The sequence below is a fragment of the Solwaraspora sp. WMMA2080 genome, assembly GCF_027497395.1.
GTDB lineage: Bacteria > Actinomycetota > Actinomycetes > Mycobacteriales > Micromonosporaceae > Micromonospora_E.
In genome coordinates this window covers 5,322,082-5,348,122 of sequence record NZ_CP114910.1, presented here as the reverse complement: position 1 = coordinate 5,348,122, position 26,041 = coordinate 5,322,082, and the positions used below count along the sequence as shown (strand labels likewise).

General features: G+C 70.6%; 26 protein-coding genes and 2 pseudogenes. 14 read left to right on the top strand and 14 right to left on the bottom strand.

Translation table 11 applies throughout. The features are described 5' to 3' along the window. Positions 1 to 95 precede the first annotated feature (95 nt). A pseudogene (locus tag O7543_RS24485) lies at positions 96 to 565 on the bottom strand (DUF4291 family protein). Here O7543_RS24485 and O7543_RS24480 point away from each other — a divergent pair. From O7543_RS24480 to O7543_RS24470, 3 genes are all read left to right on the top strand, one after another. After that, complete coding sequence (locus O7543_RS24480) at positions 558 to 995, top strand: hypothetical protein (RefSeq protein WP_281551724.1); 438 nt, start codon at positions 558 to 560, stop codon at positions 993 to 995. The pseudogene O7543_RS24485 and the gene O7543_RS24480 overlap by 8 nt on opposite strands. Before the next feature lie 23 nt (positions 996 to 1,018). Beyond that, positions 1,019 to 1,279 (top strand): ribbon-helix-helix protein, CopG family, encoded by a 261-nt coding sequence (locus O7543_RS24475; protein WP_281551725.1) that lies wholly within the window; start codon positions 1,019 to 1,021, stop codon positions 1,277 to 1,279. Between the two features lie 155 nt (positions 1,280 to 1,434). Beyond that, positions 1,435 to 2,871 (top strand): gamma-aminobutyraldehyde dehydrogenase, encoded by a 1,437-nt coding sequence (locus O7543_RS24470; RefSeq protein WP_123605959.1) that lies wholly within the window; start codon positions 1,435 to 1,437, stop codon positions 2,869 to 2,871. Here the strand turns inward: O7543_RS24470 and O7543_RS24465 are convergent. From O7543_RS24465 to O7543_RS24450, 4 genes are read right to left on the bottom strand one after another with little or no spacing between them, the layout of a single operon-like run. Further along, positions 2,849 to 3,700: an ABC transporter permease gene (locus O7543_RS24465; RefSeq protein ID WP_281551726.1), complete on the bottom strand. Its 852-nt coding sequence runs from the start codon at positions 3,698 to 3,700 to the stop codon at positions 2,849 to 2,851. The two genes, O7543_RS24470 and O7543_RS24465, sit on opposite strands and share 23 nt — an antisense overlap. Beyond that, positions 3,697 to 4,608, bottom strand: a complete 912-nt coding sequence (locus O7543_RS24460; RefSeq protein ID WP_281551727.1) for an ABC transporter permease — start codon at positions 4,606 to 4,608, stop codon at positions 3,697 to 3,699. The genes O7543_RS24465 and O7543_RS24460 overlap by 4 nt, the downstream gene beginning before the upstream one ends. Next, on the bottom strand, positions 4,605 to 5,798 hold the full coding sequence (locus O7543_RS24455; RefSeq protein ID WP_281551728.1) for an ABC transporter ATP-binding protein: 1,194 nt from the start codon (positions 5,796 to 5,798) through the stop codon (positions 4,605 to 4,607). Before O7543_RS24455 ends, O7543_RS24460 begins: the two co-directional genes overlap by 4 nt. A gap of 11 nt (positions 5,799 to 5,809) precedes the next feature. Then, positions 5,810 to 7,048: a spermidine/putrescine ABC transporter substrate-binding protein gene (locus tag O7543_RS24450; protein ID WP_281551729.1), complete on the bottom strand. Its 1,239-nt coding sequence runs from the start codon at positions 7,046 to 7,048 to the stop codon at positions 5,810 to 5,812. Between the two features lie 233 nt (positions 7,049 to 7,281). Between O7543_RS24450 and O7543_RS24445 the strand changes: the two genes are divergently transcribed. From O7543_RS24445 to O7543_RS24410, 8 genes and pseudogenes are all read left to right on the top strand, one after another. Then, the gene (locus tag O7543_RS24445) at positions 7,282 to 7,764 is read left to right on the top strand and encodes an Lrp/AsnC family transcriptional regulator (RefSeq protein ID WP_281551730.1); all 483 of its coding nucleotides are present in this window, start codon (positions 7,282 to 7,284) and stop codon (positions 7,762 to 7,764) included. A 142-nt stretch (positions 7,765 to 7,906) separates the two neighbouring features. Beyond that, positions 7,907 to 8,161, top strand: a complete 255-nt coding sequence (locus tag O7543_RS24440; RefSeq protein WP_281551731.1) for a hypothetical protein — start codon at positions 7,907 to 7,909, stop codon at positions 8,159 to 8,161. A gap of 131 nt (positions 8,162 to 8,292) precedes the next feature. Continuing rightward, entirely contained in the window at positions 8,293 to 9,204 is a 912-nt protein-coding gene (locus O7543_RS24435; protein ID WP_281551732.1) for an SPFH domain-containing protein, read from the top strand. Positions 9,205 to 9,305: 101 nt separating this feature from the next. Next, on the top strand, positions 9,306 to 9,557 hold the full coding sequence (locus O7543_RS24430) for a hypothetical protein (RefSeq protein WP_281551733.1): 252 nt from the start codon (positions 9,306 to 9,308) through the stop codon (positions 9,555 to 9,557). A gap of 29 nt (positions 9,558 to 9,586) precedes the next feature. Then, positions 9,587 to 9,982, top strand: a pseudogene (locus O7543_RS24425) (AAA family ATPase); the annotation flags it as partial. Positions 9,983 to 10,234: 252 nt separating this feature from the next. Continuing rightward, entirely contained in the window at positions 10,235 to 10,552 is a 318-nt protein-coding gene (locus O7543_RS24420) for an NUDIX domain-containing protein (protein WP_281551734.1), read from the top strand. Positions 10,553 to 10,857: 305 nt separating this feature from the next. Beyond that, positions 10,858 to 12,204, top strand: a complete 1,347-nt coding sequence (locus O7543_RS24415; RefSeq protein ID WP_281551735.1) for an aspartate aminotransferase family protein — start codon at positions 10,858 to 10,860, stop codon at positions 12,202 to 12,204. A gap of 29 nt (positions 12,205 to 12,233) precedes the next feature. Next, the gene (locus O7543_RS24410) at positions 12,234 to 13,622 is read left to right on the top strand and encodes an FAD-binding oxidoreductase (RefSeq protein WP_281551736.1); all 1,389 of its coding nucleotides are present in this window, start codon (positions 12,234 to 12,236) and stop codon (positions 13,620 to 13,622) included. Positions 13,623 to 13,697: 75 nt separating this feature from the next. Here O7543_RS24410 and O7543_RS24405 read toward each other — a convergent pair whose 3' ends face one another. Continuing rightward, entirely contained in the window at positions 13,698 to 14,069 is a 372-nt protein-coding gene (locus tag O7543_RS24405) for a DUF3499 domain-containing protein (protein ID WP_281551737.1), read from the bottom strand. A gap of 219 nt (positions 14,070 to 14,288) precedes the next feature. Here O7543_RS24405 and O7543_RS24400 point away from each other — a divergent pair, with 219 nt between their 5' ends. Further along, positions 14,289 to 14,654, top strand: coding sequence for a metallopeptidase family protein (locus tag O7543_RS24400; RefSeq protein WP_233606708.1), 366 nt, complete (start codon positions 14,289 to 14,291; stop codon positions 14,652 to 14,654). 32 nt (positions 14,655 to 14,686) lie between these two features. On the opposite strand, the gene O7543_RS24395 is transcribed toward O7543_RS24400, so the two are convergent. The 6 genes from O7543_RS24395 to O7543_RS24370 all read right to left on the bottom strand — a co-directional run bounded on the left by O7543_RS24395 (position 14,687) and on the right by O7543_RS24370 (position 21,327). Continuing rightward, positions 14,687 to 14,944 (bottom strand): WhiB family transcriptional regulator, encoded by a 258-nt coding sequence (locus O7543_RS24395; protein ID WP_281551738.1) that lies wholly within the window; start codon positions 14,942 to 14,944, stop codon positions 14,687 to 14,689. Positions 14,945 to 15,429: 485 nt separating this feature from the next. After that, positions 15,430 to 15,795 carry a phospholipase gene (locus O7543_RS24390; protein ID WP_281551739.1) on the bottom strand — a complete coding sequence of 122 codons (366 nt, stop codon included), beginning with the start codon at positions 15,793 to 15,795 and terminating at the stop codon, positions 15,430 to 15,432. 56 nt (positions 15,796 to 15,851) lie between these two features. Then, on the bottom strand, positions 15,852 to 17,240 hold the full coding sequence (locus tag O7543_RS24385) for a DUF4331 domain-containing protein (RefSeq protein ID WP_281551740.1): 1,389 nt from the start codon (positions 17,238 to 17,240) through the stop codon (positions 15,852 to 15,854). An 80-nt stretch (positions 17,241 to 17,320) separates the two neighbouring features. Beyond that, positions 17,321 to 17,605, bottom strand: a complete 285-nt coding sequence (locus tag O7543_RS24380) for a hypothetical protein (protein ID WP_281551741.1) — start codon at positions 17,603 to 17,605, stop codon at positions 17,321 to 17,323. A 234-nt stretch (positions 17,606 to 17,839) separates the two neighbouring features. Continuing rightward, positions 17,840 to 20,362: a bifunctional FO biosynthesis protein CofGH gene (locus tag O7543_RS24375; RefSeq protein WP_281555710.1), complete on the bottom strand. Its 2,523-nt coding sequence runs from the start codon at positions 20,360 to 20,362 to the stop codon at positions 17,840 to 17,842. Between the two features lie 107 nt (positions 20,363 to 20,469). After that, the gene (locus O7543_RS24370; protein WP_281551742.1) at positions 20,470 to 21,327 is read right to left on the bottom strand and encodes a hypothetical protein; all 858 of its coding nucleotides are present in this window, start codon (positions 21,325 to 21,327) and stop codon (positions 20,470 to 20,472) included. Between the two features lie 79 nt (positions 21,328 to 21,406). Here O7543_RS24370 and O7543_RS24365 point away from each other — a divergent pair, with 79 nt between their 5' ends. Together O7543_RS24365 and O7543_RS24360 are read left to right on the top strand one after the other, a co-directional pair. Continuing rightward, a complete protein-coding gene (locus tag O7543_RS24365; protein WP_281551743.1) occupies positions 21,407 to 22,432 on the top strand; it encodes a 2-phospho-L-lactate transferase CofD family protein in 1,026 nt (341 codons plus the stop codon). Next, the gene (locus O7543_RS24360) at positions 22,429 to 23,589 is read left to right on the top strand and encodes a coenzyme F420-0:L-glutamate ligase (protein WP_281551744.1); all 1,161 of its coding nucleotides are present in this window, start codon (positions 22,429 to 22,431) and stop codon (positions 23,587 to 23,589) included. The genes O7543_RS24365 and O7543_RS24360 overlap by 4 nt, the downstream gene beginning before the upstream one ends. A gap of 13 nt (positions 23,590 to 23,602) precedes the next feature. On the opposite strand, the gene O7543_RS24355 is transcribed toward O7543_RS24360, so the two are convergent. Together O7543_RS24355 and O7543_RS24350 are read right to left on the bottom strand one after the other, a co-directional pair. Next, a complete protein-coding gene (locus O7543_RS24355; RefSeq protein ID WP_281551745.1) occupies positions 23,603 to 24,703 on the bottom strand; it encodes a sugar phosphate nucleotidyltransferase in 1,101 nt (366 codons plus the stop codon). A gap of 78 nt (positions 24,704 to 24,781) precedes the next feature. Beyond that, the gene (locus O7543_RS24350) at positions 24,782 to 25,945 is read right to left on the bottom strand and encodes a glycosyltransferase family 1 protein (RefSeq protein ID WP_281551746.1); all 1,164 of its coding nucleotides are present in this window, start codon (positions 25,943 to 25,945) and stop codon (positions 24,782 to 24,784) included. Between the last annotated feature and the right edge of the window lie 96 nt (positions 25,946 to 26,041).

The following is a 26,041-nucleotide window of genomic DNA, read 5'->3' as shown; positions in this document are numbered from 1 at the left end:
CGACGACCTGATGCCTCAGGTGCATCTTGATGCACCTGAGGCATCAAGCTCAACGAGTACCCACCGGCTGACGTGCTCGATCCCGTCCTGCGGTATCAGCAGGTCGCCGCCGGTGTCGGGTCTGCGCCGATGACCGCCGCAACCTCGGCCGGCAACGGATAGACCCGCTCGGCCGGCAGTAGGGCACCAGCACCCGCGTCATCACCAGCGGAAAGCCGCTCCCGCACAGCATGTGCCAGCCCGGTCACCTCGGTGATGGCGACGGTCCACTCGTCGACGTAGCGGTCGACTGCTTCGCCGGACAGCCCCACCTGCAGCGACCGGTACGGCAGCGGCCCGAGCCGCAGCGACCGCTCAGGATCCCACTGCACCCGCACCGGTACATCATCCACAGGAACGACGGCTTGATCCACGTCATCCGGTCCCGCTTGAACGGGGCCACGAACCGCCCGTTCGCCAACGTCGGCACCGCGATCTCCGCCGGATACGCCTGGTACACGGTGACGGTGTCGGCGGTGTACCGAGCCCGGACCTGCCGATGACGACCCTCCACGCATGTGATCATCGCCGATGCAGCCGACGGTCATCCACCAGATTTCGCCCAGCATCCGCACGGCCGTAGAACGCTCCGCCTGCTAGGGGCTTACGCGCCGACGTCACTCAGAGCTGCGACAGCAGCGCTGCCGGTACGCACGTTTTACGCGTTGTACGCTGGTGTCGTGGTTGCGCGAGAGTACGGGTGGACTGAGGCCGGCAAGATCAGCGCGGCACGGCACGGCGTCTCCGAACGGGAGACGGTCGAAGCGCTCTACTCGCCGCAGCGGATCGAGAACCACATCGGGACACTCCTGCTGGCGGTAGCTGGCCTGGCTGACACAGCACGCGTGATCATGGTGCTGTGTGAGCGGGTGGGGAAGGTCAACAGCTACGCGATCCTGGCGGCTCGGCCTGCGACGCCGGAGGAGGTCAAGCAGTGGATGGAGGGGACACGATGAGTGCGAGCCGTGATCCGCGGACGATGAGCCGCGAAGAGCTGGTGGCGTATTTCGACCAGGGTGGCGACATCTCGGAGCTGCTACGCGACGCCTCCAGAGGCCCCGATCTTGGCCCTGCGCCGTCACCGGAGAGCGTACCCATGATCGTTACCGGAGTCCGCCTCTCCGCGACGGCCGTGCGGCGGCTGGACGAACTCGCCGGCAACGACAAGGGAGGCCGGTCGGGGCTCATTCGTCAGGCGATCGACGAGTTCCTCGCCCGACACGCCGACGAAGCGGCGTGAGACACGCTGACGAGGCGGCACGGTCCAGCAACGCACGCACGGAAACAGTTGCCGTACCTCTTGTCTGCTGCGATTTCGGTCGCGAAGATGGCTCCTAGCTGGCGGATACCTCATCCTGCCTGATCCAGGCCGAGCCGACGTGCAGGAGCCGAACGATGACCGACAAGCAGACGGTGCGCAACTTTGTCGACGGCGGCTACGTCGACCCGGTCGACGGCGGCTACCAGGACCTGGTCGACCCGTGCACCGGTGAGGTGTTCGCCCAATCACCAACGTCCAGCCCCGCCGACGTCGACCGGGCCATGTCGGCCGCCGCCACCGCCTTCGAAAGCTGGCGGGACACCACCCCGGCGCAGCGGCAGCTGGCCCTGCTCAAGCTGGCCGACGCGGTCGAGGCCCGCGCCGCCGACCTGGTCGACGCCGAGGTCCGCAACACCGGCAAGCCACGCCAGCTGACCGCCGACGAGGAGCTGCCGCCCAGCGTCGACCAGCTCCGGTTCTTCGCCGGGGCGGCCCGGGTGCTGGAGGGCAAATCGGCCGGCGAGTACCTGGCCGGGCACACCTCCTACGTACGCCGGGAGCCGATCGGGGTCTGCGCGCAGGTGACGCCCTGGAACTACCCGCTGATGATGGCGGTCTGGAAGATCGCCCCGGCGCTGGCCGCCGGCAACACGGTGGTGCTCAAACCGTCCGACACCACCCCGCTGTCCACGCTGCTGCTGGCCGAGATCGCCGCCGAGTTCCTGCCGCCGGGCGTGTTCAACGTGGTCTGCGGCGACCGGGACACCGGCCGGGCGTTGGTCGCCCACCCGACCCCGGAGTTCGTGTCGATCACCGGTTCCACCCGGGCCGGCATGGAGGTGGCGGCCGCCGCCGCACCCGACCTCAAGCGCACCCACCTGGAACTGGGCGGCAAGGCCCCGGTGGTGGTCTTCGACGACGCCGACGTGGCGGCGGCTGCCGAGGCGATCGCCGGTGCCGGCTACTTCAACGCCGGGCAGGACTGCACCGCGGCGACCCGGGTGTTGGCCGGACCGGGCGTGCACGACGACTTCGTCGCCGCCCTGGCCGAGCAGGCCCGGTCGACGAAAACCGGACTACCGGACGAGCCGGACGTGGCGTACGGGCCGTTGAACAACGCCGACCAGTTGGGCCGGGTCACCGGCTTCGTCGACCGGCTACCGGACCACGCGCAGCTGCACACCGGCGGCGCGCGCGTCGGTGACCGGGGCTACTTCTACGCCCCGACGGTGGTCGCCGGGGTGCGCCAGCCGGACGAGATCATCCAGGACGAGGTGTTCGGGCCGGTGATCACCGTGCAGCGCTTCACCGACGAGGACGAGGCGGTCCGGTGGGCCAACGGCGTCAGGTACGGCCTGTCCGCCTCCGTGTGGACCCGCGACCACGGCCGGGCGATGCGGATGACCCGCCGGCTCGACTTCGGCTGCGTCTGGGTCAACACCCATATCCCGATCGTGGCGGAGATGCCGCACGGCGGCTTCAAGCACTCCGGCCACGGCAAGGACCTGTCCATGTACGGGCTGGAGGACTACACCCGGCTCAAGCACGTCATGCACGCGATCGAGGACTGACCTGGCCCCGCCGCCGCCCGAGGGCACCGCCGAGCACCACCAGCAGCAGGGCGACCGCGAACATCGCCGTACCGACCACGTTGACCTGCGGCGGGATGCCACGCTGGGCGGCGCCCCAGACGTACATCGGGAAGGTGACGGTGGTGCCCGAGTTGAAGTTCGTGACGATGAAGTCGTCGAACGACAGCGAGAAGGCCAGCAGCGCGGCGGCCACGATACCGGGCAGCACCAGCGGCAGGGTGACCAGGCGGAACGTCTGCCATTCGGAGGCGTACAGGTCCATCGCCGCCTCCTCCAGACGGGTGTCCATGCCGGCCAGCCGCGCCTTCACGGTGACCACCACGAAGCTCAGGCAGAACATCACGTGGGCGGTCACCACGGTCCAGAAGCCGAGCGGCACCGCCCCGGCCACGAACAGGGTCAGCAGCGACGAGCCCATCACCAGCTCCGGCGTGGCCATCGGCAGGAAGATCAGCAGGTTGACCGCGGCCCGGCCACGGAACCGGTGCCGGACCAGCGCGAACGCCATCAGGGTGCCGAGGATCGTGGCCCCGGCGGTGGTCAGGAACCCGATCTGTACGCTGCGCAGCACCGCGTCGCACATGTCGCTGGTCGCGCACGGCTGCCGCCAGTTGTCCCACGTGAACTCGTTGAAGTCGTAGGACAGCCGGCTGGACGGCCGGTTGAATGACAACCCGGCGACCACCGCGACCGGCAGCAGCAGGTAGCCGAGCACCAGCAGGCCGACGCCGAACACCCAGCGGTCGACCAGCCACCGGCCGATCCGCGCACCGATCCCCGCGCCGGTTGGCGCACCTGGGCCCGTCACAGCACCTCCTCGGTGCCGGCGCGCCGGACGTAGACCGACACGATGATCAGGATCGCCGCCATCAGCAGGAAGGACAGCGCCGCCGCCTGCGGATAGTCCAGCCGCACCAGGAACGCCGAGTCGATCACGTTGCCGATCATGTACTCGTTGGGGGTGCCGAGCAGCCGGGCGTTGATGTAGTCACCGGAGGCCGGAATGAAGGTCAGCAGAGTGCCGGCGACCAGGCCAGGTGCCGACAGCGGCAGGGTCACCCGCCAGAAGGCCCGCGCCGGGCTCGCGTACAGGTCGCTGGCCGCCTCCAGCAGCCGGGGATCGAGCCGGTCCAGGCTCGCGTACAGCGGCAGCACCATGAACGGCAGGAAGTTGTACGTCAGCCCGAGCACCACCGCGACCGGGGTGAACAGCAGGCGGCCGTCCGGCGCGAGCAGGTGCAGATCCCGCAGTACGCCGACCAGCCAGCCGTTCTCCGACAGGATCGTCTTCCAGGCCAGGGTGCGGACCAGGAAACTGGTGAACATCGGGGCGACGACGCAGATCAGCATCAGGTTCTTCCACCGGCCGGCCCGCCGGGCGATCGCGTACGCCAGCGGGTAGCCGAGCAGCACCGCGATCACGGTGGCGATGCCGGCGAAGAGGAAGCCGCGACCGAACTGCGTCCAGTACGCCGACAGCGCGTCCGGGTAGTTGCCGAACGACCAGGTCATCGCGTACCCGGTGGCCAGCGAGCCGGTCGGGTCGTACAGGCTGGTCGCGGCGAGCTGCACCGCCGGCACCGCGAAGAACAGGGTCAGCCACGCCCCGCCCGGCAACAGCAGCAGGTACGGCAGCAGCCGGTCGCGCCGCCGGGCGGCCGGCACCGGGGCGGGGGGCTTGCCCGCTCCCCCGCCGACGTGGGCCAGGATGCTCATGACGCGGGTACGGCGTCGTCGAGCAGCGGGGCGGTCTGGTCGCCGGTGCCCGGCTCACGGGCCAGCAGGAAGGCGTGCGCCGGCTGCCAGTAGGCGACCACGTCGGCACCGACCGGCAGCAGAGCTCCGTCCCCGCTGTTCGGGCTGAACACGCTCAGCTCGGTGCCCCAGCCGGTGCGCACCTGGTACTGGGTGCTGACCCCGAGGTACGCCAGTTCGGTGACCACGCCGGTGACCGACTGCGCCCCGGCCGGTACGCCGTCCGCGTCCCGGGTCAGGGCGAGCTTTTCCGGGCGTACCCCCAGATGGACCGGACCGTCGACGGACCGGGACCGGGCCGCGGGCACGGTGAACCGCGAGCCGTACGCGGTGACCAGCACGTCGTCGCCGGATCGGCCGGTGGCCTCGCCGGCCAGCAGGTTCGACTGGCCGAGGAAGTTCGCCACGAACGCGGTCGCCGGAAACTCGTACATCTGCGCGGGTGGGCCGAGCTGCTCGATCCGGCCGGCGTTCATCACCGCGACCGTGTCGGCCATCGTCATGGCCTCCTCCTGGTCGTGGGTGACGTGCACGAAGGTGATGCCGACCTCGGTCTGGATGCGTTTCAGCTCGGCCTGCATCTGCCGGCGCAGTTTGAGGTCGAGCGCGCCGAGTGGTTCGTCGAGCAGCAGCACCTGCGGGTGGTTGATCAACGCGCGGGCCAGGGCGACCCGCTGCTGCTGCCCGCCGGAGAGCTGCTGCGGTCGGCGCGGGCCGAAGCCGTCGAGCTGCACCAGGGCGAGCATCCGATCGACCTGCGGGCGCACGTCGCGGATGCCGCGCCGCCGCAGCCCGAACGCGACGTTGTCGGCCACACTGAGGTGCGGAAACAGCGCATAGCTCTGGAAGACGGTGTTCACCGGCCGCCGGTACGGCCGCAGCCGGGTGATGTCCCGCCCGCCGAGCAGCAGCCGGCCGCTGGTGGGCTGCTCCAGCCCGGCGACCATCCGCAGCGTGGTGGTCTTGCCGCAGCCGGAGGCGCCGAGCAGGGCGAAGAACGCCCCCTGCGGGATCCTCAGGTCGAGTCCGTCCACGGCTGTGAACGGGCCGAACCGCTTGGTCAGGTCGGTCAGCTGCAGGTCACCGGCGGGTGGGTCGGCTGGGCGTGGGCCGCCGCCGAGTGGGTCGCCGCCGAGTGGGTCGGTCGCCATCGGTTGCCGCCTCAGGCCCCGATGACCTGCTGGAACTTCTGCTCGTACGTGCGTTCCTGTTCCTCGGTCAGCGCCATGAACACGGCCGACCGGGCGAGCAGCGCTTCGTCGGGGAAGATCAGCGGGTTGGCGGCCAGCTCCGGGTCGATGGCGGTCATCGCCTCCTGGGCACCGGCGACCGGGCAGATGAAGTTGACGTACGCGGCGACCTCGGCGGCGACCGCCGGATCGTAGTAGTGGTCCATCAGCTTCTCGGCGTTGGTCTTGTGGGCGGCCTGGTTCGGCACCTGCATGTTGTCGGAGAAGAGAATCAGCCCGGACTCGGGTGCCTGGAAGACGATGTTCGGGTCCTCGGCGGCGAGCTGGATCACGTCTCCGGACCAGCCGATGCAGGCGGCGACGTCGCCCCGGGCGAGGTCGGCGGCGTAGTCGTTGCCGGTGAACCGGCGGATCTGCCCGTCGGCGACCGCTTGGCGCAGCTTCTCCAGAGCGTCGTCGAACTGCGCGTCGGTGAACTCGGCCGGGTCGTGCCCGCTCGACTGCAGCAGCAGCCCCATGGTGTCGCGCATCTCGGTCAACGCGGTCACCCGGCCCTTGAGGTCGGCCCGGGTGAGCAGGTCGTCGATGGTGCGGACCTCGCCGGTGACGGTGCCGTTGTAGGCGATGCCGGTCAGCCCGGACTGCCACGGTACGGCGTACGAGTCGTCCGGGTCGAACGGCCTGGCCTTCAGCGACGGCAGCAGGTTGGCCGTGACGTTGGGCAGGTTCGCCTTGTCGAGGGACTGCACCCAGCCGAGCCGGATCATCCGGGCGGCCAGCCAGTCGGTGAGCACCATGATGTCGCGTCCGGTGGGCTGGCAGGCGGACAGCTGGTTCTGCACCTTGCCGAAGAACTCGTTGTTGTCGTTGATGTCCTCGGTGTAGGTGACCGTGATGCCGGAGGTCTGCTGGAACGCCTCCAGGGTGGGTCGGCGGCTCTCGTCGTCGGCGTCGACGTCGATGTACTGCGGCCAGTTCGAGAAGTTGATCACCTGTTCGCTGTCGGACAGGTCCTCGCTGACGCAGCTCTCCTCGGTCTGCTGGGCTGCCGGGGTGCCGCAGGCAGCGATCGCGCCGCCAGCGAGCAGCAGCCCACCGGAGGTGGCGGCGCCGCGTGCCAGAGTGCGTCGGGTAAGGGTACGGCGCATGCCGAGGGCCGCGAGCAGTGCGGCGGCCGGCGCGGACGGTGGGGGGCGGAGGCGACTGCGCATGGACGGCTCCTGAAGGGTGCGGGCCGGCGGGGCCGACCCGAAGGCAAGGCGTAGCTTGTGAACCAATCAGACGCCGATCCTGGCATGCAGATTCGCACTTCACAAGGGATTCCGTTGCGCAGCTCGCCGTTGGCCACGAAATACGCCAGACTCGGACTCTTAACGCCGACCCACTCGGCGACGTATCAGCGGTGCGGCACAATGCGCCGATTCTGACAGACGAGGAGACCCGGATGGGGACACGACAGCAGGGCGGCGACGGCTCCGGTCACGTCGTCCTCGACGACGTGGCGAAACAGATCATCGAACAGTTGCAGGAGGACGGGCGGCGCCCGTACGCGACGATCGGCAAGGCGGTCGGGCTCTCCGAGGCGGCGGTCCGCCAGCGGGTGCAGCGGCTGCTCGACGCCGGGGTGATGCAGATCGTCGCGGTCACCGATCCGCTGCAGCTCGGCTTCCCCCGCCAGGCGATGATCGGGCTGCGTACCGCCGGGGATCTGGAGACGGTCGCCGACCGGCTTGCGGAGCTGGACGAGGTCGACTACGTGGTGATCACCGCCGGGTCGTTCGACCTGCTCACCGAGGTGGTCTGCCGCAACGACGACCATCTGCTGGAGATCCTGCAGCGGATGCGTACGGTCGACGGGGTCGTCTCCACCGAGGCGTTCGTCTATTTGAAGCTGCGTAAACAGACCTACACCTGGGGCACGGCCTGACCCGCGTCGGCAGCGCCCCACCGGCGGGACCACGGGTGGGCGCCGGTGCGACATATGTCGATTGTTCACCGGGGTCCACAAGGGTCACCACTCGGTGCTACTTTGGAGCTACCCATGGTGACCAGACGGAGAGGCATCAGTCGTGCGCAATTATCTTCGCAGCGCCCTGGCGGCGACGCTACTGGCTGTGGCAACCACCATCGCGCTCACGGCCACCCCAGCGCAGAGCGCCCCACCCGACTACTACACCGTCATTTACTATTACTACTCGGACAGCAGCCACACCACCGAGGTCGGCATCGGCTACCGCTTCCGGTGCCCAGATGGCAACTACAAGTATCTGACGGGCGAAAGTACCGCGTACTTCACCTCGATCACGGTCCCGTACTGCTTCTAGCCCGACCAGGACGGCACGGTACGGCCACAAGCCGGTCGCGCCGGCAGCCGACCCCTGGGGTACGGCCGGACCAGTCGGATTGATTCGCTTCCCTACCCTGACGGCACACGTCGAGGGAAGTGGGGCAACGGATGCGTCGTCAGCTACGGGTGATCGCGGGTGTCGGTGCGCTGCTGGTGTTGACCGTGACCGGCTGCACCACGGTGAGCACCGAGTCGGACCAGGTGGCGCTGCACTATGACGCGGGCGCCTTCTCCAGCACCACCTACCAGGCCTGCGTCACCCAGAACAACCGCACCTGGGACGGGCCGGGCGAGCGGTACTACGTGTACCCGGCCGGCCAGCGGACGTTCGACTTCACCGGCAACGAGGGCTCCGAGTCCACGCCGTTCGTGGTGGTCTCCAAGGACAACCAGGAGCTGACCGTGTCCGGTGGGCTGACCTTCCACCTGGACACCTCGTGTGCCGACGAGGGTGGGATGCTGCGCGAGTTCCACGAGGAGATCGGGCTGAAGTTCCAGCCGGTGATGGACGGCGACGGGCGGACCACCAAACACTGGCTGGACCTGCTGCGGTTCTACATCGGGCAGCCGCTGCACAAGGCGATGACCACCGAGGCGCAGAAATACGACTGGCTGGCGCTGTACAACGATCCGGCCACCCGGGCCGCGTTCGAGACGGCGATCAACGAGGACCTGGGCGCGGCGGTGCAGGCCACCACCGGCGGACGGGCGTACTTCCTGCAGTTCAACCTGACCCTGCAGAAACCGACACCGCGTCAGGATCTGGTCGACGGTCTGGCCGCGGTGCAGGTGGCGATCACCGAGCGTCGGGCGATCGTCGAGCAGAACGCCACAGTCGAGGAGAAGCTCAAGCAGATCCGCCAACTCGTCGAGGTGCTCGGCCCGGAGGGCTACATCCTGTACGAGGTGTTCCAGCGCTGCCTGACCGACGAGACCGCGAAGGGCTGCCCGACGTTCCTACCGGTGCCGGCCGGCGGCAGCGTCGACCTCAACGCCGGGCGCCCGGCGAACACCGACTGACCGCTCGCGGGTGTTTGTCGGATCTTCACCGCCCCACATTCCGCCTACGAGTTGCTACGGTATAACTACCGAAAGTCGAGCATCCTGAAGGGACTCGTACCGTGCCGGCTGTCATCCGCAACGCCCTCGCCGCAGCCCTGCTCGCCGTGTCCACCACCCTCGTGGTCACCAGCGCCCCGGCCCAGGCAGCACCCCCCGACTACTACGTGATCGTCACCCACTACTACTCGGACAGCAGTCACACCAACCGGGTCGGCACCTGGTTGCGTGGCCCCTGCCCCGACCGGGACTGGGACCGCCTGTCCGGCGTACGCACCCCGTTCTCCACCAGCGGAATCCACCCCTGCCCGTAGGCACGGACAGGATTCTCCCGGGCCGGCCGGCGTCGGCGACAACCGACCCGGTCGGCTTCGTCGACTCCCCGGAACTGCTGATCACCGATGAGATCCAACGTGTCCCGGAACTGCTGCTGGCTATCAAAGCCGCCGTGGATGAGGATCCCCGACCAGGTCGATACCTTCTCACCGGCTCCGCGCGGTTGTTCGGCACGTCAGCCGCTCCCGACGCGCTGCCCGGCCGGATGGAGACCATCGAGCTCTGGCCGTTCTCCCAGGGTGAGCTGGAAGATGAGCCGGACGGCTTCGTCGACGCCATCTTCACGCTCGGCCCTGAGTTGCGCCACGAGTCCGCCGTGACCCGCGCCGACTACGCCGCCAGAATCGTGCGCGGCGGTCTGCCCGAAGCCACCTCCCGCGACGACCCCCGCCGTCGTCAACGCGATGCTCTCGCTGCGACGACGTTCCAGCTTCCCGTTCACCCGGGTATGTCCGAGGCGGCCCTAGGATGGGTCGCGGACCGCATCCGCGTCTTCGCCGAAGGGCAGCTCCCATGACGATCCGGCACAACACCGCGTCCGCTGTCGTCCTCGACGACGAGGATCGAGTCCTGCTCCTGCACCACAAACAAGATCGGCCTATGGCTCTACCCAGGCGGGCACATCGACCCCAACGAGGACCCGGCCCAGGCGGCGGTGCGTGAGGTGGCCGAGGAAACCGGGATCCAGGCCACCGTGCTCGGCGAGCCTGCGTTCACCCACCCGGCGGTCGCAAGCCATGCCGCCCCGTGGACGGTCATCGAGATGGACGTGACCGACTCCAAGATCGGCGCGCATCGGCACATCGACTTCGCGTACGTGTGCCGCGCCTCCGGTGGCGACCTGACCGCGCAGCTGGAGGAAGTCGCCAGCGCCCGCTGGGTGCCGGTCGCCGACCTCGCCGGGCTCCCCACCCCGGCCGAGCTGCCCGAACTGGTCGCTGCGGCCTCGCGGTGGGCCAAGACACACAGATAGATGGCGAGCGGTTCCACCGACTTGCGCCGAAGGGCGGACCGCAGCCCGGGTCCGCCCTTCGGCGTATTCGTGTGACGGCGTCACACGTGGTCGGGTGGACCGCGCAATGTCAGCGAACGGCCCTGACTGGCCGACTCACCCGTGATGCGGATTTCGTCGTTGTAGCTGGCTCGAGTTGCTCAAACCGTAGGTGAACGGCACTGTTGATCTCGTGAACCTTGCAGCGAGCGGCGCATCTGTGCGATAACCGTAGCCAGGACGGCGCTGTGCGAGCGCCGGTGCGACCGACGCGATGGGGCCACGACATGGGCAACCCGACCGACCACCTCTGGCTGCACTTCACCCGGATGTCCAGCTACCTGGACGCCCCGGTGCCGACAATCGTGCGCGGCGACGGCGCGTACGTCTGGGACAGCGAGGGACGCCGGCTGCTGGACGGGCTGGCCGGGCTGTTCGTGGTCAACGCCGGCCACGGGCGCACCGAGCTGGCCGAGGCCGCCGCGAAGCAGGCCAGCGAGCTGGCGTACTTCCCGCTCTGGTCGTACGCGCACCCGACGGCGATCGAGCTGGCCGAGCGGATCGCCGCGCTCGCCCCCGGCGACCTCAACCGGGTCTTCTTCACCACGGGCGGCTCCGAGGCGGTGGAGTCGGCGTGGAAGCTGGCCCGCGCCTACTTCAAGCGGGTCGGCAAACCCACCAAGCACAAGGTGGTCAGCCGGGACATCGCCTACCACGGGACCACGATGGGGGCGCTGGCGATCACCGGGCTGCCCGGCATCAAGGCCGACTTCGAGCCGCTGGTCCCGGGCGGGATCAAGGTGCCGAACACCAACTTCTACCGGGCGCCGGAGCACGGCGACGACCCGGTGGCGTTCGGCCGGTGGGCGGCCGACGAGATCGGCCGGGCGATCGAACGCGAAGGCCCGGAGACCGTCGCCGCCGTCTTCCTGGAGCCGGTGCAGAACGCCGGCGGCTGCTTCCCGCCGCCGCCGGGTTACTTCGAGCGGGTACGCGAGATCTGCGACGCGTACGACGTGCTGCTCGTCTCCGACGAGGTGATCTGCTCGTGGGGCCGGCTCGGCGAGTACTTCGGCGCCCAGCGGTACGGCTACCAGCCGGACATCATCACCACCGCCAAGGCACTCACCTCCGGCTACTCCCCGCTCGGCGCGATGATCGCGTCCGACCGGCTGATCGAGCCGTTCCTGCACGGCACCGAATCGTTCGGTCACGGGATCACCTTCGGCGGACATCCGGTCTCCTGCGCGGTGGCGCTGGCCAACCTGGAGATCTTCGCCCGGGAGGAGCTGACCGGGCACGTACGGGCCAACGAAAGCGCTTTCCGGGGCTCGCTGGAGAAGCTATACGACCTGCCGATCGTCGGTGACATCCGGGGCGACGGGTACTTCTACGGCATCGAGCTGGTCAAGGACAGGGCCACCCGGACGAGCTTCGACGACGCCGAATCGGAGCGGCTGCTGCGCGGGTTCCTCTCCGGCGCGCTGTTCGCCGCCGGGCTGTACTGCCGGGCCGACGACCGGGGAGATCCGGTGATCCAGCTCGCCCCGCCGCTGATCGCCGGCCAGGCCGAGTTCGACGAGATCGAACAGATCCTGCGGGCCGTGCTCACCGAGGCCTGGCAGCGAATGTAGCGCGGGCCGACGGCGGAAGGTGGTGGACCATGCGCGGTCACGGTGACTACCGGGACGTGTCGCACTGGATGGCCACCGTGGACGACGAGCTGGCGGCCCGGCCCGCGCTGGACGGCGACACGGTCGCCGACGTGGCGATCGTCGGCGCCGGCTACACCGGGCTGTGGACGGCGTACTACCTGACCCGCGCCGACCCGGCGCTGCGGATCGTGGTGCTGGAGAAGGAAATCGCCGGGTACGGCGCCTCCGGGCGCAACGGCGGCTGGTGCTCGGCGCTGCTGCCCAGCTCACCGACCGCGCTGGCCCGCCGGCACGGCCGGGACGCCGCCATCGCGATGCAACGCGCCATGTACGCCACGGTCGACGAGGTCGGCCGGGTCGCCGCCGCCGAGGGCATCGACTGCCACTGGAGCCACGGCGGCACGGTCACCCTGGCCCGTACCCCGGCGCAGCTGCGGCGGGCCGAAGCGGCGGTGGCCGAGGTCCACGCGTACGGCGGCACCGACGCCGACCTCACCCTGCTGGACGCTGACGCGGCAACCGCCCGGTGCGCCGCCGACGGCGTACTCGGTGGCACCTACACCCCGCACTGCGCGGCGATCCACCCGGCCCGGCTGGTCCGTGGCCTGGCCCGGGCCGTCGAACGGCGCGGGGTGACGATCCACGAACGGACCCCGGTCACCGGGTACGGCCCCGGGGCGGCCCGGACACCGACCGGCACGGTCCGCGCCCCGGTGGTGGTACGGGCGACCGAGGGCTACACCCCGGCGCTGCCCGGCGCCCGCCGCGCGGTGGCCCCGATCTACTCGCTGATGATCGCCACCGAGCCACTGCCGGACGAGACCTGGGCCCGGATCGGGCTGGCGCGGCGGGAGACGTTCAGCGACTACCGGCATCTGATCATCTACGGGCAGCGGACCGCCGACGGCCGGCTGGCGTTCGGCGGGCGGGGCGCGCCGTACCACTTCCGGTCCCGGATCCGGCCCGAGTACGACCGCGACCCACGGGTGTTCACCGCGCTGCGCCGGACGCTCGGCGAGCTGTTCCCGGTGCTCGGCGACGCGGTGCCGGTGACCCGGACCTGGGGCGGCCCGCTCGGCGTCGCCCGCGACTGGGCGGCGTCGGTGGGGTTGGACCGGGCCACCGGGCTGGCCTGGGCCGGCGGGTACGTCGGCGACGGAGTGGGCACCGCCAACCTGGCCGGCCGTACCCTCGCCGATCTGATCCTCGGCGTGGACAGCGAGCTGACCGCGCTGCCCTGGGTCGGGCACCGCTCGCCGCGCTGGGAGCCGGAGCCGCTGCGCTGGCTCGGCGTCAACGCGGGTCTACGGCTGGTGACCGCCGCCGACGCGGCCGAGAACCGAGGGGACCGGCCGTCCCGGCTGGCCGGGCTGCTGGGCCGACTGACCGGGCAGTGACGGCCGTACCGCCTGTGGCCGGGCTGGCGGAGCGGGGTCGGGGCGGGGCGCAGTCGGGGGCTGATCGGCCGGGCGTCAGGCCGGCGGGATCACCCGGAGGTGGCCGCGGCGGCCGGTCGACGGGTTGATGTCGATGTCGACGGCGTCCGGGGCGCCGGGGCGCGGTGGTGGGGCCGGTCGGGCTGCTTCCCGGACCGCCTCGGCGAGCGCCACCAAATCGTCGGTGGTCGGCGGGGGCGGGTCGAACTCACCCTCGTGCCGGACGACCTGCCAGCCACGGGGCGCGGTCAGGCTGCGGGCGTGCTGCTCGCAGAGGTCGTAGGTGTGCGGCTCGGCGAACGCGGCGAGCGGGCCGACCACGGCGGTCGACTCGTTGTAGACATAGGTCAACGTGGCGACGGCCTGGCGGGGGCAGCCGTTACGGGAGCAGCGCCGTGATGACCTCACGGCGGCACGTTATCTCTAATACCGGCTCCACGACCAGCTTGCCGACGCGACACGCCGGGACTCCTGATCCCCACGCCCGGAAAGGGCCGATCCGGACTACGCTGGGCAGGTGACCGGAGGATTCCAGTGACCATTCCCGTGCCCGGCAGCGCGCAGACGCCCCGCCGGGCGCGTCGGGATCGCCGGGACCGGCACGGGCGCGGGCTGCGTGGTCGGCTGGTGCCGGCGACGGTGCCGTTGGCCCGGACCAAGGCCGAGGTCTTCGACGAGCTGGTCCTGGACACGGTCGAGACGCTGGAGCGGCGCTTCGCGAAGGAGCTGGCCGGTGTCGAGTTCGCCGTCGAGGACGTCCCACCGGATCTGAACGTCTACGACTCCGACGTGCTGGAGGACGGCGAGGTGCCGTTGGCCCGGTTGCTGCCCGGCCGGCCGGGGCGTCAGGAGATGCCGCCACGGATCGTGCTCTACCGGCGTCCGCTGGAGTTCCGGGCGTTGAACCGGGAGGATCTCGCCGACCTGGTGCACGACGTGATCATCGAGCAGGTGGCAAATCTGCTCGGCGTCGACCCGGACGAGCTGGCCTGACTCGGCAACCCGCCCGGGCCGACGGCGGCAGGTCAGGCGACCCTGCGCTTGAGCTTGCGTCGTTCCCGCTCGGACAGTCCGCCCCAGATGCCGAACCGCTCGTCTTGACCGAGCGCGTACTCCAGGCACTCGGACTTCACCTCGCAACGAGAGCAGATCCGCTTTGCCTCGCGGGTGGATCCACCCTTCTCCGGGAAAAACGCCTCCGGATCGGTTTGCGAGCACAGCGCCCGCTCCTGCCACTCCGGGGCGTTACCGAGCAGGTCCGCGACCTCCAGCCGACCATCCATACGCGTGCCTCCTTTCGCGCGCCGCCCCACCCGGCCGGCGCAACCCCCCACGCGGAAGGCGTGTCCATCTTGCCCGTTCGATCCGGTTTTGATGCAGCCCGTCCGAGCGACCCCGTTGAAATTACACGCGTGTAATGCGTGCGTCGTCAAGACGAACCTGGTAAATGGGCTTGCTGTCGCGCACCGGTCACCCGCCCTCCCCGTCGTCATCCGGCCCGCAACCTGCCCTATCGATTCAGCCCCCCACCGGGTAACGCGGGACCGGCGAGTCGCACCACCCGCTCGGCCAGTCCCAGCGCCGACGACCCTGTCCGCAGACAACACCGAGCCGGTGCCGCTCACGCGGCACCGGCTCGGTCTCCGGTCGGTCGACCGGTCTACCTCACCTGCCCTACTTCCCTCCCCAGAGGTCAATCACGCCTACGGCCCAGAAGCCGATCGCGCCTAGCACGTCGATCTCGTCACACTGTCGTGCGGGAGTCCCGTCACCCTGCCTTGGGGATCAGCCGCCCAGCGGCGGCGTGCTGCGGCCAGACGAACTCGGTCACCGCCCCGCCGCTGATCGCCACCTGACCGGCGGGCACCTCGTCGGAGCGCCACACGGTGTAGGAGCCCGCCGGCAGATCGGTGTAGACGGCGCTGAAGAAGACTCCGTCGCGTACCTGCCGCTCCCGGACCGCCGCATGGGTACGCGGGGCCGGATCCGGCTGGTCCGGACCGGCGGTCGGGCTGATCTCGATCTCCCGGCCGTGGAACTCCTGTCCGGTGTAGATGATCAGGGCACCCATGTCGCCGCCGATGTCGAGGACGACGCCGCCGGTCTCCGACGGGGCCAGACTGTGCTCGTGCATGCTCCCCACCTTCTCTGGATGTGCCGGGGTCGGCCCGGACGGGACGTGCGGGCCGGTCAGGACGGGTTGTTGAACCCGTCGTACGGCACGCCGAGGTACGGGAAATGCTTCAGGAACGGGGCAGTCACGTCGGCCGCGCTCAGCCCGTGGGTCACCGCGCCGGCCGCGTCGTCCGGGGTGAAGTTCTGATCGATCAGCGGGAACGTCAAGCCGGCGATGGCCCGGAGCGAGATGGTGACCACGTCGTCGGTCGTCCGGCGGCCGTTCGGGAAGCCGGCCAGGTCGCCGCCGAGCAGACCGAACCGGTCGGGCTGCTCCGCCGGCGGGATCGCGGTGTTCAGCCGCAGCATGTCCGCCTGCAGATCGCCGGTGTTGTTCTGAAAACCGTCGATCAGCCCGGCCGGGATTCCGGTCAGTAGGATCGCCACCAGATCGGCTCGGGGCACGCCAGACTCGTTGAGCTCGGCAAGGTTGGGAAAGACGTCCGGGTAGAGCACCGGCAGCAGCTGCGCCAGTTCGGGCTTCTCCACCAGGCCCGCGAAGCGCTTGTCCTCCGACGGGGGCAGGGTGTTCCACAGGTCCTTCTGCGCCATCGGCACGATGACCTCGTTGAACAGTGGATTACCGAGTCGCGACACCTGTACCGCCGGTCCGACGTTGACGTCGGCCGCCTTGGCACTGCCCAGCATCCGTACCTGCTGACGCGCGGCGGAGGTCCAGACCCCGATCACCGATCGCTGGTCGTTGACGCCGTACTGGCCGCCACCACTGACCAGATGGTTGATCGGGACCTGCAGCGCGATGCTGGAGACGTTCAGCCGGTCGGTCGCGTTGACCGGTTCGTCCGCCACGTTGAAGATGTCCTTACCGACTACGTGGAGCTGCTGGAACGGCCGTAGGTTTCCGAGGTCGAAGATCGAGCCCAGGTCGACGAAGAACCCCTCGGCCCGCTGCCCGGCGAAGACCCGCTCGCCGCTCTTGAGCTGGAAGGTGGCGTCGTTGGCAAGCCCCACGTAGTCGGGGGTGGACAGCGGACCGATGTTGCACGGCGGGCAGGGCACGTCGCGGGCCAGCAGCTGCGCCTTGCCGTGCGCATCGACCTTGGTCAGACTGTAGAACTGGCGCCTGTTCCAGTTCTCACTGTCCAGGGCGTCGATTGGCCCGGTGTTGTAGAGGAACGTGTTCTCGTTGGTGATCTCGGTGCGGAACTGAAACTGGTAGGTGATGTCCGGATGGCCGTCACCATTGTTGTCCACGTGGATCGAGTAGAGCACGTCATCGCCGAACTCGAAGAAGTTCGGCCCGCCCGACGGCACCTGAAAGGGCAGATAGTTGGCGATCAGAGTGACCGTGTCCGGACGGTCCGGACTCACAAAGGCATAGACGTCGGTACTGTCAGCGACCGGGTCCTTGGATATCTCCGGCGCTTCACGGTGCGAAGACATGACGAACCTACCTCACATAGCCTGAGAAGATCGGTGAGTGACGCGGTACGCGTCAGGTGAGACGTGCCCTTACGGCGCACTCAGCCCTGGCGGGCGGCGCGCTGCAACCGGGCGGCAAGGCTTTTGTCTTGTACCTCGATCCGCGACGTGCCGACGAAGACGTCCAACGTCCCGTTTGACGGATCCCGCAGGTGGACGACGATTGCCTCGTCACCTTCGGCAGATCCGGCGAGCCGGCTGTCCACAGCCGATGACAGGCCGGTGACGCTGACCGCGGCCGCGCCGACACCCGCGCTCGCCGCGACGGTCAGCACCTGGCGGCGGGACAGTTTGAACTTCGGTCGGTTCCGCTGGCGAGTTCTCATGGACAACCCTTCCGGTGGGTCAGGGGGTAACCCACTGTCGCGATGGGACCAGTGCCGGCGCGGCCCATCCGTCACCCGCGGTCGCCGGCACCTGTTCATACGGCCGACGACGCCGGTGGGTTCGATCATCCGCCAATCGACTTTTGTCGGACGCGCCACCGCACGGCGTCGGCCGGGACCGAGGCCGATCCGGCCGCCGGTGGGCAGCGGTGGGCGCAGGGCGGAAAGCCGGCATCAGCGTTGGTACGCGGTGGACCGTCGGACCGCCGGACGGCCGGCGGCGGCCGCGATCGACTGCAACTGCGCCTCGGTACGCGCTGAGCCGTTCGCCGAACCGGCCATCCGGGAGATCGTCTCCTCCATCAGCGTTCCGCCGAGATCGTTGCACCCGCCTTGCAGCATCGCGACGGTGCCCTCGTCGCCGAGTTTCACCCAGGAGCACTGGATGTTGTCGATCCGGCCGTGCAGCAACAGCCGCGCCATGGCGTGCACGGCACGGTTCTCCCGCCAGGTCGGCCCCGGCCGGGCCAGCCCAGCGAGGTAGATCGGCGCATTGGTGTGCACAAATGGCAATGCGACGAACTCGGTGAAGCCGCCGGTGCGGTCCTGCACCCCGGCCAGCACCCGGAAATGCGCCAACCACTGGCCGGGATGGTCCACGTGCCCGTACATCATCGTCGAGCTGGACCGCAGCCCCAGCTCGTGCGCGGTGGTCACCACCTCGACCCAGGTGCCGGCCGGTAATTTGCCCTTGGTCAGCACCCACCGCACGTCGTCGTCGAGGATCTCCGCTGCGGTCCCCGGGATGGTGTCCAGTCCCGCCTCGCGCAGCATCAGCAGCCAGTCCCGGACCGGCATGCCCGCCTTCGCGGCGGCGGTGACGATCTCCATCGGGGAGAAGGCGTGCACGTGCAGCTGCGGCACCCGTCGCTTGACCGCCCGGACCAGCTCGGCATACGCGGTCACCGGCAGCTTGGGATCGATGCCGCCCTGCATGCAGACCTCGGTGGCACCGGCCCGCCACGCCTCCTCGGCCCGGTCCGCCACCTGCTCGGCGGAGAGCCGGAACGCATCGGCGTCCCGTTCCCGCTGGGCGAACGCACAGAAGCGGCAGCCGACGTAGCAGACGTTGGAAAAGTTGATGTTGCGGTTGACCACGTAGGTGACGTCGTCGCCGACGGTGTCCCGGCGTACCTCGTCGGCGATCCGGCAGACCTGGTCCAGCGCCGCGCCATCGGCAGTGAACAGGGCGAGCGCCGCGTCGGTGTGCCGTGGTTGCAGCAGCGCCGCCGGATCGTCGGCGGCCAGCCGCAGCCCGGCCCGCAGATTCGCGTCGCCGGCGCCGTCGCCCTTGGTGCCGGCACCGGTCGGTGCGCTGATCCGGCCGGCGACCTCGGCCCAGTCGCCGTACACCCGGTCGAAGTCGCCCCGCCGGTCCCCGGTCCGCCCGGTGGTGTCGATCGTGGTGTGCAGATCGGTCCGGCCGACTGGGGCAAACACCTCCTCCGGCTCCTGCCAGGGGCGGCCGACCGGCATCGCCGACTCGTCGGCCAGACCGGTGCCCGGCTCGGCGAGCGCCGACACGTGCGCGGCGAGCCGGGGGTCCAGCCACGCCTCGCCGCGCCGCACATACTCGGGGTAGACAGTCAGCCGTTCCCGCAGAGTGAACCCGGCGGCGGCGGTACGCCGGGTCAGCTCGTCGATCTGCGGCCAGGGCCGCTCCGGGTTGACGTGGTCCGGGGTCACCGGCGACACCCCGCCCCAGTCGTCGATGCCGGCCCGCAGCAGCAGCGCGTACTCCCCCTCGACCAGGTTCGGCGGGGCCTGGATGCGGGCACCCGGCCCGAGCAGGAGGCGACCGACGGCAACCGTCGCGGCCAGGTCACGCAGTTCGGCGTCCGGCATGCCACGCATCGCCGTGTCCGGCTTGGCGCGGAAGTTCTGCAGGATCACCTCCTGGATGTGGCCGTACTCGCGGGCCGCCGACCGGATCGCGAACAGCGACTCGACCCGTTCCCGGAGAGTTTCGCCGATGCCGATCAGCAGGCCGGTGGTGTACGGCACGCCGACCCGACCGGCGTCGGCGATCGCCCGCAGCCGCACCGCCGGTTCCTTGTCCGGCGAGCCGTGGTGCGGGCCGCCCGGCTCGGACCACAGCCGGGTCGCGGTGGTCTCCAGCATCATCCCCATGCTGGGCGCCACCGGCTTGAGCCGTTGCAGCTCGGCCCAGCTCAGCACCCCCGGGTTGAGGTGCGGCAGCAGACCGGTCTCCTCCAGTACGGCGATCGCGCAGGCCCGCAGATAGTCGACGGTGGAGTCGTAGCCCCGCTCGTCCAGCCACCGGCGGGCCGCCGGCCAGCGGTCCTCGGGCCGGTCACCGAGGGTGAACAGCGCCTCCTTACAACCCTGTGCGGCACCGGCCCGGGCGATCGCCAGGACCTCGGCACGGTCCAGGTACGCGGCGGGCAGCCGGCCCGGCACGGTGGCGAAGGTGCAGTAGTGGCAGCGGTCCCGGCAGAGCCGGGTCAACGGGACGAAGACCTTCCGCGAGTACGTGATCACGCCCGGCCGGCCGGCGTCGCGCAGCCCCGCGTCGCGCAGCGAACCGGCGAGGTCGAGCAGTTCGTCGAACTCGCCATCGGTGGCGGCCAGCAGCGCGGCGGCCTCATCCAGGTCGAGGCTGCGGCCGGTCGCGGCACGACGCAGCGCCCGCCGGACGCTGGTGGTGGGCTGTTCCGCCGGGGCGGCCCCGGTCACTCGGGCGACGACGGATTCAGTGTGCTCGGCCACCACTGCAGACTAGGCCCTCGGGCCTGCGCCGGCCGGTGGCGCTCGCCACAGCGCCCACCGGCGGCCAGCGGTGATCAGGAGATCCGTTGGGTCGTCCCGGCCGAGCCCGGCTCCTCCGGACCGGGCTCGTTCCCAGCCGGCCCCGGCTCGTCCCCGGGCGGGGCCGGCGGCCCGGATGACGGCGCAGGCGGAGCAGGCGGCGCGTACATCGGATGCGGGCCGCTCTGCGGCGGTGGCGGTGGCGGTGGCGGGTACGCCGGTCCGGGCTGACCGGACTGACCGGGCTGGTGGTACGGGTGGTACGGGCCCGGCTGGCCGTATTGACCCGGCTGGCCGTAGCCGGGCGGCGGTGGGCCGTACGGACCGGGGTGACCGTACTGCCCCGGCTGGCCGTAGCCCGGCGGGGGACCGTAGCCGCCCGGTGCCGGCGGCTTCGGTCGCACCACCTGGTAACGCCCCTGCCAGATCCGCCACAGTGCGTACCCGGCGACACCGAGCACCGCCAGCCAGGCCGCCCGGGTCAACAGCGCCTGGAATCCGCCGCGGATGGTGTCGTCGACCAGCACGACGAAGCCGACCAGCAGCCCGAACAGACCACCGAACACCGCGGCGACCCCGTACTCGACGAGGGCGACCAGGGTCATCAGCCGAGCCCGGCCCAGCTCCGGGGTGAGGTGCGTGGCGAGCAGCACCGCCAGCAACGGGAAGCCGACCGTGGCCAGATTGACGAAGCTGCCGAAACTGTCCGCCGAGCGGCGGGCGAACCCCGGCCCGAAGCCGAGCCGGTACGGCACGAGCAGGTCCAGCATTGCGGTGAACAGGAACACTGCGGTGGCACCGAGCAGGACGGCGGCGGCGAACTCCCGCAGCGGCATGGTGAGATCTCTGGCCGGCGGCCGGTCGCCGGGCCCAGCCTCTGGTTGGGTGGTCACGCATTCTCCCGGTGCTCGCAGGTGGCGGCGGTCGATGCCGGTGAGCGTAGTGCTCCGCCGATGGACGAGGATGGACGGCATGCGGATCGTGGTACTGACCGGCGGGATCGGCGGCGCGAAGTTCCTGGTCGGCGCGCGGGAGTACGCCCGACGCACCGGAGCCGAGCTGACCGCCGTGGTCAACGTCGGTGACGACGTCATCCTGCACGGGTTGCGGATCAGCCCGGACCTCGACAGCGTGATGTACACACTCGGCGGTGGCGCGGATCCGGAGCGTGGCTGGGGCCGGGTCGACGAGACCTGGGCGGTGAAGAACGAGCTGGCCGCGTACCAGGCGGAACCCACCTGGTTCGGGCTCGGTGACCGGGACGTCGCCACCCACCTGGTCCGCACCACCATGCTCAACGCCGGCTACCCGCTGTCGGCGGTCACCGAGGCGCTCTGCGCCCGCTGGCGGCCGGGGGTGAGGCTGCTTCCGGCCACCGACGACCGGCTGGAGACCCACGTCGTCGTCTCGGACCCGGAGTCGGGGCCGGGGCCGGGGCCGGGGCCGGGGCCGGGGCCGGGGCCCGATGCCGGCGGCGAGCGGGCCATCCACTTCCAGGAATGGTGGGTACGCCATCGGGGCGCGCTGCCCACCCACCGGTTCGTCTTCGTCGGCGCGGCACAGGCCAAGCCGGCGGCCGGCGTACCGGAGGCACTGGCCGCCGCCGACGTCGTGCTGATCGCACCGAGCAACCCGGTGGTGAGCATCGCGCCGGTGCTCGCCGTACCCGGGATCCACGAAGCGCTGGCCGGCAATACGGCCCCGGTGGTCGGGGTCTCGCCGATCATCGGCGACGCCCCGGTACGCGGCATGGCCGACCGGTGCCTCGCGGTGCTGGGTGAACCGTGCACGGCGGCGGGGGTGGCGGCGCTCTACGGTGCCCGGCGCGCCGGTGGGCTGCTGGACGGCTGGCTGGTCGACCCGGTGGACGAGGCCACCCGGGTGCAAGGGATCGAGGTGCGGGCCGTACCGCTGTGGATGTCCGACGAGACGGCGACGGCCGCGATGGTCGGCGCCGCGATCGAACTGGCCGGCCGGCCGACCGGGGTGACCGGATGAGGCTGGAGATCCTGCCGGTCGCCGGGATCGGCGAGGTGGTTCCCGGTGACGACCTGGCGGCGCTGATCGGGGACGCCGCACCCTGGCTGCGCGACGGCGACGTCCTCGTGGTGACCAGCAAGATCGTTTCGAAGGCCGAGGGCCGGCTGGTGGATCTGCCGGCCGACGAACCGGACCGCAGCCTGGTCCGCGACGAGGTGCTGGCCGCCGAGACCGTCGAGGTGGTGGCACGGCGTGGGGCGACCCGGATCGTCCGGACCCGGCACGGGTTCGTGATGGCGGCCGCCGGGATCGACAACTCGAATGTGGCTCCCACCCGGCTGGTGCTGTTACCGGTCGATCCGGACCGGTCGGCCCGGCAGCTGCGCGCCGGTCTCTACGCCCGGCTGGGGCTCGATCTTGCGGTCGTCGTGTCGGACACCATGGGACGGCCGTGGCGCAACGGCCTGACCGACGTCGCGCTCGGGGCCGCCGGTATCGACCCGGTGCGCGACTACCGCGGCCAGACCGACCGGTACGGCAACGAGCTGCGGCTGACGCAGATGGCGGTGGTCGACGAGATGGCTGCTGCCGGGGACCTGGTGAAGGGCAAGTCGGAGCAGGTGCCGGTGGCGGTGGTCCGCGGCTACCCGTGGCGGGCCGAACCGCCGGCGGGGCCGGCCGGTCCCGCCGGGCCGGGCGTACGACCGCTGATCCGCGAACCAGGTCAGGACCTGTTCACGCTGGGTACGGCGGAGGCCCGCCGGGCCGGGCTGCTCGCGGCGGCGACCCTGCCGCCGGGCGGGCCGGCGGGCGCTCCGGCCGCCGGAGTCGACGACCCTCGTCCGGTCGACGGCCCGTCTGCGGTCGACGGCGAGACCGTGGCCCGGGCGGTCCGGCTGGTGTCCGAGGTGGTGGCCCCCGGCACCCGCTTCGAGCTGGCCGACGCCGACAGCCTGCGGAGCGCGGCCGACGGTTTGCCGGCCGACGCGGCGTACCCGGCGTTGCTGCGCTGCCGGCCGCCGGGCGATACGCCGCCGGACCTGGTGCGCTTCGGCACCGACCTGCACCGGCTACGGGCGGCGCTGGCGGCCGACGGTGTCGCCAGCGCCGAGCTAGGTACCGTCGCCGGCCCCGACGGCACCGTCGTCCTGCTCGGGCTCGTCGCGACGCCGTGACGGACCGGGCGGCTTACACGTACCCGTCCTCGCCGCGTTCCTTGAGCGCGTCCACCAACCGTTTGACGTCCTGCGCCCGGTCGCGGGGGCAGACCATCACCGCGTCGGGGGTGTCCACCACGATCAGGTCCCGTACGCCGAGCGCTGCGACCAGCCGGCCGGAGTGCGGCACCACCACCAAACCGCTGCTGTCCCGCAGCAGCACCCCCGGCTTCTCCTCGGCCGCCGGGGCGCCGAGGACGACGTTGCCGTCCGGATCGGTGGGCAGCACGTCACCGAGGGTGTGGAAATCCCCGACGTCGTTCCAGCCGAAGTCGCCGGGGACGGTGCCGACCCGCCCGGCGGCGGCCGCGCCCTCCATCACCGCGTAGTCGACGGAGATGCGGGGCAACGTCGGCCAGACGTCGCCGAGCACCTCGTCACGGTCGGGGCTGTCCCACCGGGCGGCGATCCGGGTCAGGCCGGAGTGCAGCTCGGGTTGTTGGCGGGCCAACTCGGTGAGGAACACGTCGACCCGCCAGACGAACATGCTGGCGTTCCAGAGGTGGCGACCCGAGCGCAGGTAGTTCTCGGCGACCGCCAGCCCTGGCTTCTCGGTGAACTGCTCGACCCGGCGGACCGGCCCGGGGCCGATGGTGTCGCCGCAGGCCAGGTAGCCGTAGCCGGTCTCCGGCCGGGTGGGGGTGATACCAACGGTCATCAGCAGGCCGGTGCGGGCTCCGTCCACCGCCTGACGGATGGTCTCGACGTACCGGTCGGTGTCGCCGATCAGGTGGTCGGCCGCGAACGAACCCATCACGGCCTGCGGCTCACGCCGGGCGACGACTGCGGCGGCGAGGGCGATCGCCGCGCAGGAGTCCCGGGGCGACGGCTCGACGAGCACGTTCTCCTCCGGCACCGTAGCCAACTGCCGGGCGACCGCTGCGGCGTGCGCCGCACCGGTCACCACCAGAATCCGTTCCGGATCGGTCAGCGGTGCCAGCCGCGCGACGGTCGCCTGCAGCAGCGAGGCCGTGGTGCCGGTGAGGGGGTGCAGGAATTTAGGGTTACCGGCGCGGGACAGCGGCCACAGTCGGGTGCCGCTGCCACCCGCCGGAATGACGGCGAAGAGCATCAGCACATCATGCCCGGCACGGGCACGCCACCCGAGGAGATGGTGGATACCTCCCCGTACCGGTGAGTAGTGGCCGGGTCACCAGGCGGCCCGGTTCATGCTGGCGGCCCGGCTCCACGACGCCACGTGCACCTCGGCGCTGGATGACCAGGTGAACTCCTTGGCCCGGTCCACCCCGGCCTTGGCCAGCGCGTGCCGGCGGGCCTCGTCGTCGAGCAAGGCCACCAGGTCGGCGGCGATCCGGTCCGGATCCTCGCTGGTGTAGGCGACCGCATCACCGCCGACCTCAGGCAGCGACAGCCGCGGCGTGGTCAGCACCGGGGTACCGCAGGCCATCGCCTCCAGGATCGGCAGGCCGAAGCCCTCCCCATAGGACGGGTAGGCGGCGACGAGGGCACCGCCGAGGAAACCGGGCAGGTCGGCGTAGCGCAGGTAGCCGGGACGCAGCAGCCGCAGGTGGGCCGGGACGTCGGAGACGGCACGGTCGATGTCGTCGTCGTGGCCCTGCCCGCCGGCGACCACGAGCGCCGGCGGATCGGGCCGGTCCTGCACCGCGCGCACCCAGCCCCGGATCAGGTTGGGCACGTTCTTGCGCGGCTCCTTGGCACCGAGGAACGCGATGTAGTCGGTGCCGGTCAGCCCGAGCCGGGCCCGTACCCGGGCCTTCTCTTCGTCGCTGGGCACGTGGAAGGCGCCGCAGTCGACGCCGTGGTACGCCACGTCGATCCGGGCCTGGTCGGCGTTGAGCAGCCGGATCAGCTCGTCACGGCTGGCCTTGCTGGGCACGATCACCCGACTGGCCCGGCGCAGCGAGGTCTTGATCGCGCTGCGGAAGAAGGTTCGCCGCGACTTGTCGTAGTGCTCCGGTTCCGTGAAGAACGTCGCATCGTGCACAGTTACCGTTACCGGACATCCCGCCCGCATCGGACAGGTGTAGTACGGCGAGTGCAGCACATCAGCACCGGCCTGCTGGGCGAGCAGCGGCAACCCGGTCTGCTCCCAGGCCAGCCGGGCCGGGCGATGCGCGACGGCGGCCGGCGCGGCGATCACGTCGGCGGCCGGCAACATCCGGGTGTACCGCTCGACATCTGTACGCAGCGCTACGACGGAGAGCTCGACGCCGCTGCCGATGAGCGCGCCGAGGGCCCCCAGCAGGCCGTCAACGTATCGACCGACACCACCGCGGTCGGTGGGCACGCTCGTTGCGTCGATGAGTACGCGGGGCGGTCGACCGGCGGTCACTGGGCAACTCCTCTAAGGGGGTGGTGGAGGGTTGTGAAGAACGACACGTGTGCCAAGACTACGCCGCCCGACGCCGTCCGCCGTGTCGACGACGCG